This is a genomic window from Pedobacter sp. 05L430 (assembly GCF_056397585.1).
Window position 1 is genome coordinate 1 of sequence record NZ_JBFTNT010000632.1, and the last position, 489, is coordinate 489.

Below are 489 nucleotides of genomic sequence, written 5' to 3' on the forward strand. Positions count from 1 at the left end.
CTATTTCTCTATTTCTTAGTGCATTTTTGGGAGGTTCTGCTATTTTTTTAGTTAAAAGCGACAAGTCCCAGCTTTTAAAACTGATTCTCTCTTTTAGTGGTGCCTATTTATTTGCGATAACTGTTTTACATTTAATTCCAGATGCATACAGTGGTTCTGACCCGCAGGAAATTGGAATATTTATTCTTATAGGTTTCTTATTACAGATATTTTTAGAGCAATTTTCTGAAGGCGTAGAGCATGGTCACATCCACAAACACCATGAGACACAAGTATTTCCATACGGAATTATGATTAGTCTTTGTCTTCATGCTTTTCTTGAGGGAATGCCTTTAGCAAAAGATCAGCATAATGCTTTGATATTTGGAATTTCACTTCATCACATCCCCGCTGCCTTTGCATTAGCCAGTATTTTAATGCAAAATCAATTTAAAAAGAGTAACATACTCATTTACATTGGGATTTTTGCCATAATGGCCCCCTTTGGGT

The 489-nt window shown here is 35.4% G+C and carries 1 protein-coding gene; it reads left to right on the top strand.

Annotated elements, in window-relative coordinates:
• Positions 1-2: 2 nt before the first annotated feature.
• Positions 3-489, top strand: a 487-nt coding sequence (locus AC1DG9_RS27715; RefSeq protein ID WP_477635787.1) for a ZIP family metal transporter, incomplete at its 3' end; no start/stop codon positions are given.